3 protein-coding genes and 2 pseudogenes are annotated in these 5,101 nt (G+C 58.0%); 1 reads left to right on the top strand and 4 read right to left on the bottom strand.

All coding sequences use genetic code 11. From position 1 onward, the window contains the following. From NKJ90_RS33230 to repA, 4 genes and pseudogenes are all read right to left on the bottom strand, one after another. Positions 1-167 (bottom strand): annotated as a pseudogene (locus NKJ90_RS33230) (antitoxin); the annotation flags it as partial. An 89-nt stretch (positions 168-256) separates the two neighbouring features. Then, positions 257-1,462, bottom strand: a complete 1,206-nt coding sequence (gene repC, locus NKJ90_RS33225) for a plasmid replication protein RepC (RefSeq protein ID WP_352487766.1) — start codon at positions 1,460-1,462, stop codon at positions 257-259. Between the two features lie 154 nt (positions 1,463-1,616). After that, positions 1,617-2,582 carry a plasmid partitioning protein RepB gene (gene repB / locus NKJ90_RS33220; RefSeq protein WP_352487765.1) on the bottom strand — a complete coding sequence of 322 codons (966 nt, stop codon included), beginning with the start codon at positions 2,580-2,582 and terminating at the stop codon, positions 1,617-1,619. A gap of 77 nt (positions 2,583-2,659) precedes the next feature. Further along, the gene (gene repA, locus NKJ90_RS33215; RefSeq protein WP_352487764.1) at positions 2,660-3,862 is read right to left on the bottom strand and encodes a plasmid partitioning protein RepA; all 1,203 of its coding nucleotides are present in this window, start codon (positions 3,860-3,862) and stop codon (positions 2,660-2,662) included. Between the two features lie 130 nt (positions 3,863-3,992). On the opposite strand from repA, the pseudogene NKJ90_RS33665 reads away from it, so the two are divergent. Then, positions 3,993-4,399, top strand: a pseudogene (locus tag NKJ90_RS33665) (transposase). The last annotated feature ends 702 nt before the right edge of the window (positions 4,400-5,101 follow it).

The raw sequence follows: 5,101 nt of genomic DNA, 5'->3' as shown, positions 1-5,101 counted from the left end.
CGGTATTTGAACTGAGCATCGCCAGGCGCCAGAAGATGCGCAACGCGCTCGAGCGCGCCGATGGGAAGTCCATTCTCGATCCGGGGAATCAGCCCGAAAAGCGACCGCGACGCCACCTCCTTAACGGGTAACCCCAACACGTCGGCGACGTTTCCGAACGCCAGCATTCTCACTCTCCATTCCATGTGAGGCAAAACATAGCCTCACATGATGCGCCATGCCAGCCCCGCATCAGCGCGAACCGATCCGCCAACGGTTACCCGGTCATTTTTGCTGTCATGCCGTTCGCCTTCAACGCCGCCATCAGCATGGGCCCCACCGAAAACTCCCCTGCCTTCGCCTTTTCGGTTAGAACCCGCAGATAACCGCCGGCCGAGTTGATGTGCTGCGCCCTTTGCAAGATGCAGGCAATCACGATGGCGGCGGTCTCCTGGCCCATCACGTGGCAAGCCTCCTCGTATGCTGAGGGCGAAATACCAAGGTAGCCTCGTACCTGGACGGCGGTAATCATCAGATCGCGCCAGTTTCCGATGCCATGCACGGCATAGTCGGAAATTTCCGGGCAGGCCTTCAGCACAAGTCCTATCGGATAGCTTTTCGGTTTCTCGGCGGCTGCCTGCCTTGGCTCGACCGCCGCCCTGCTTTTCTCGAAAGCCGGTTCAAATACAAAGATGGAGTCTGTGTTTGAATCAGATTGCTGCCGCTCATTTTGGGACTCATTGCCGCCAGGATTCGTGGCATTCATGAAGTTTTCCAGCATCATGTCCACTTCGTCGTGAAGTCTGGTCAGTTCGGCAACGATCGCCTCCAGCTCGCACAGCCCTGCCCGGCGCGGGATTGCATCCACAATGGCTCTGAACCGTCTCCAGACGGCTCCCCAGTCGCCAGGAACGCCCTCCTCGATCGCGACCTCGACAAGTTTATGGATGTCGCGACGATGGAGCGTAATCCGCTCCCTCATTAACCGGAGCGCCTGGCTGTCGGCGCGCACCTGTTCGGCAGCGTGCTGAAACTCAGCCGCCCGCGTCAGCAGCGGCGCCAGCGAGAACCCGAACGCCTCCTCAATGGCGCCGCCCCTCCCTTTCCGGGCGAATCTTTTTCCGTTAGGGCTGTCGCGGCGGATGATCAGGCCGCAACTCACCAGCTCGGCCAGGTGTCGCCGCAATGTGGAGCTGGGCATACCGTGTGTGCGCAGCGACAACTGTGCGTTCGAGGGAAAGACCATCAGGCCGTTTTCCTCGCTGATCTGGTCGTCCGGATAGAAGGACAAAAGCCCGCTCAGCACGGCGAGCGCGCGATCTCCCACACCTACGACGGTCTTGCCCTCGCATAACCATCGATAGACCTGCCACTTCTCGACGAGCGCCCCGTCAGGAATCTCGCGCGATGCCGCGTTCGCTTGCACCAGCGCAAGCGTCATCGGCCGCCGCCCAAAGGGCGTCGTTGCATATCCACTCTCCATTTCCCTCACCTTTCAAAAAGGCAAAAGAAATCTGCTCGCCGAAACGACGCCACGACTCTTGACAGTGATTCGGGGAAATGCGATTCTCAGCTTGCTACAGACTTGAGAAGGGCTTCCGCGACGGTGACGTTCGGGGGCCTTTTTCTTTTGCGGTTTAGTCTCCTGTTTTCTTGGCCATTTCCGATTCCCGAAAAGCCTCGAAAAGCTCATCGAGTTTGCCGGCAATGAATGCGCCGAAGGGCGACGCTTCCTTGGACTTCAAGGCAAGCGTAAACACTTTTCCGGTGTCGGTGATCTTGGCTCGAACTGATTTGTCCTGGGGTATCCAGGCCCGCTCCTGGGGCTTCGATGGCGCCTGCGGGCGCTTCACCGGGGCGCTCACAAACTCGAACAGACGGGCAAAACGGGCCTCACTGCCTGGCTGCGCGAAATCGGCGATTGCCACGCACTCCTCTGCCCTCGCAGCCGCACCAGGATGCTCCATGAGCTTGGCAAGCTGCCACCAGCGGTCTCGGCCAATGCCCTTGGCCGCGCCCACCGCAACAATCACCTGCTCTGGAATGTTGCCGATCACGGAACGCATCTTCGAGAAGGTCGTATCGTCGAGCGCAAGAGCTGATTTCACCGTCTCAGGCGAATGGCCTCGCTTGAGAACGCGGTCTGCAAAAAGCGTCCGCTCGATGAAGGACAAATCGGCTCTGGCGGCGTTCTCCTGGCCTTGGGCGATCACATGGTCCCTATCGTCCATCTTCTTGACGACAGCGCGTACAGGCCTTTGCAACTGCCGGGCAACCCTGACGCGCCTGTGGCCAAAGACGGTCTGAAAGCGTCCCGAAGTCTCGGGGTGAGGTCGGACCAAGATCGGCGAATCCTGCCCTCGTTCACGAATTGCCGTCAGCAACTCCTGAAACGCAGCATCGTCATCGTCCATACGGTCCGAGACGAATGACGTGTCGACCAAAGCCGGATCGAGATCGACGACTGAACTCTTCGAGAGCTCCTCGAATGACTGTATGATCGACCGTGATGCGCCACGAACGGCGTAGCTCGAGACGTCCTGGCCATCGGCAATTGCCGTTGCGGGTCCCATGACGCTGCCGAAAATGTCCTTGCGTGCCATTCAATCGCTCCGATTTGCGGTTAGTCGACTGATTTCACGAGCGAAATTTCCACTTTTTACTGCCGTAAACTTCGCTGTCATGACCGCCCCCAAGCGCGATGGACAAGAGCGGTGATCTCCGAGTTCACCGCATCCAGCGATTCTACCGCCCGGTCATACGTAGAGCGGGTAAAGGACGATCTCTCGACTTCGTAGAGCGTCTGTTTCGTCAGACCTGCGTCCGAAATCGCCGTCGACTTGAGCATGGGATTGTCGAGGATCTGGCCGGCAAGCATGGATTGCATGAAGCCGACCATCTGCGCTTGCGGAATGTCTGTCGGTTCGTAGCGCGTAATCAGGTAGCGAAACCAATCGAGCTCGATCGCCGCGCCGGCGGCTTTGATGGTCTTCAAAATTCCGCCGAGCATCAACAGGAACTGGCTCATCGACATCAGGTCGAGCATCTGAGGATGAACGGTGATGAGAACGGATGTCGCCGCCGACATAGCGGTCAAGGTCAGATAGCCGAGCTGCGGAGGACAATCGACAACAACGACGTCATAGCGGTCGTCCACCTCAGACAGCGCCTTTGCGATCCTGGTGAAGAATTGCCGGCCAGCACTGGACGATTTGTCCTGCATGGCGAGCGGCGTGTCGTACTCGTATTCCTGCAGCTCGAGATTGGCCGGAATGATGTCCAGCCCAGGAAAATTGGTCGGCACGATCACATCGGAGATCGGCCGGCGCTCGTCATCGTAACGGATCGCCTCATACAGCGAGAGGTTGCGATCGAGCTCCGGCTGGAAGCCATGCAGGGCGGAGAGCGAAGCCTGCGGGTCGAGATCGATTGCAAGGACACGGTGGCCGGTCAGCGCCAAATGCTGGGCGAGGTGGGCGGCAGTCGTTGTCTTGCCGCTACCGCCCTTGAAGTTGACGACAGCAACGACCTGGAGCTTGTCGCCAGGCTTGCGATGCGGAACATACTTCTTGACCTCGGTCCTGCCATGCTGGTCCAGGAAGTGGCGAAGTTCGAGCATCTGAGCGGCCGTGTAGGAGCGTCGGCCGGAAGGGACTTGGTCAGGCAAAGGTCCCTTGCCTTCGAGGTGAAGCCGCTTCAGATTGTTTTGCGATACACCAAGATAGTGGGCGACTTCTGCCATCGAAAACGGACGCAGCGTCTTCGTCGCATTGGGTGGAAATTTCTCCATGCGAAGCTGATTGAGGCGTCGCGAAATCTCAGCACCCTGCTCGAGAATCTTATCGTCGAACTCGAACCGTGGTAGCCGCATGGCGATATTCATTCTCGTCGAAACCTGAATTGGCGCTTTTTGCGATGAAACTATTCAACAAGCGCCATTAAGCTCCGATTCGGAAAGCCCGGCAAGAAGTTTTAGGTAAACAGAAGGTTAACGTCACCAGACGAGATTCTGACTGCCGAATACCAATATCGTCGCGATAGCGGCTGCTCGTCCTTCGAAGCAAAAACTCTCCCCATCCAGCTCGCTAAATGCATGTTTTTCTGCCACAAAGGCCATTATTTACTGCAGTAAAATCGCGTTCGTCAGCGGGCAAAAAAGGGTTGCAACTGCCGACGGGCGCAGGCAAGGCCCAGCCCGCTGGCTGGAGACCATTCCTGGTGTCGGCTTTGTCACGGCCCCGGCCTTTGCTTCTATCGTCCCTGACCCGGAGGTTTTCATATCAGGTCGGCATTTCGCCGCCTGGCTCGCCTTGATCCGCGACAAAATTCATCGGCCGGCAAGCCTCGCCTTGGCCGCATCAGCAAGCAGGGAAGCTGCTCATCTCGGCGCGACATTGCTGCTGCGATATGCTCGCGGTGATGGAGACAGTGGGGCGAGTTGGATGGGTGGCCTATTGCGGCGTCGGCCGCCAAAGGTTGTCGCCTTAGCTCTTGCCAGCAAAATGGCTCGCATTGCATGCTCATGCGACGTGACGGCGAGTCCGAGGAAATCAATGAACTAAGAGCGGCCGACCAAATCGGCTGAGCCGTTCGAGTTATGAGGCGAAAAAGGTAAGTGAAGGCAGCAACTCGACCCCGAGGGATCAGCCGAACGGGGCGTGCTGGGGCATCGTCTAGCAATAGCGTCAGCAAGGCCGATCGATATGAGTGAAGACCCGTTTCAACGACATGTGCGTTTCTGGTCGATCCAGAACTGGTCGGTCGCGATATGCAGTTAGTATCTCGGCCTCAGAGCTCGCCTTGTCCTGCACCTGTTCGGCGATCGACCAGCACGACGATGGCTGCGGCTCTCGTCCAGCCGCTTTATGGACATAAGCAAAGTGCCTGGCGGCGGTTCGAGATCAGCAGTGATCGAGGTCATGGGACACGACAAGCCTGACGGACTAATGCTCATCGCACTGTTTCGGACGAGGATCGAGGCCCAGGCCGGGCCGCGACTAGCGCTTTGAAAAGACCCGGATCAGCAGCAGAGTGAAATAGTCGACCGTGAACTATCCGCAAGCCGTTGATCTGGCATGTTGATTGAGGCGGATAGCGGCTTTTGGATTGCAGGATTAGCGGT

Source organism: Mesorhizobium sp. M0051, assembly GCF_040323235.1.
Lineage (GTDB): Bacteria > Pseudomonadota > Alphaproteobacteria > Rhizobiales > Rhizobiaceae > Mesorhizobium.
This window is presented reverse-complemented; position numbering and strand designations above follow the sequence as displayed.

What these genes read in the sequence shown, in the direction of transcription:
- repC (WP_352487766.1), bottom strand. Translation starts at nt 1,462, where the DNA reads ATGGAGAGTGGATATGCAACGACGCCCTTTGGGCGGCGGCCGATGACG.
- repB (WP_352487765.1), bottom strand. Translation starts at nt 2,582, where the DNA reads ATGGCACGCAAGGACATTTTCGGCAGCGTCATGGGACCCGCAACGGCA.
- repA (WP_352487764.1), bottom strand. Translation starts at nt 3,862, where the DNA reads ATGAATATCGCCATGCGGCTACCACGGTTCGAGTTCGACGATAAGATT.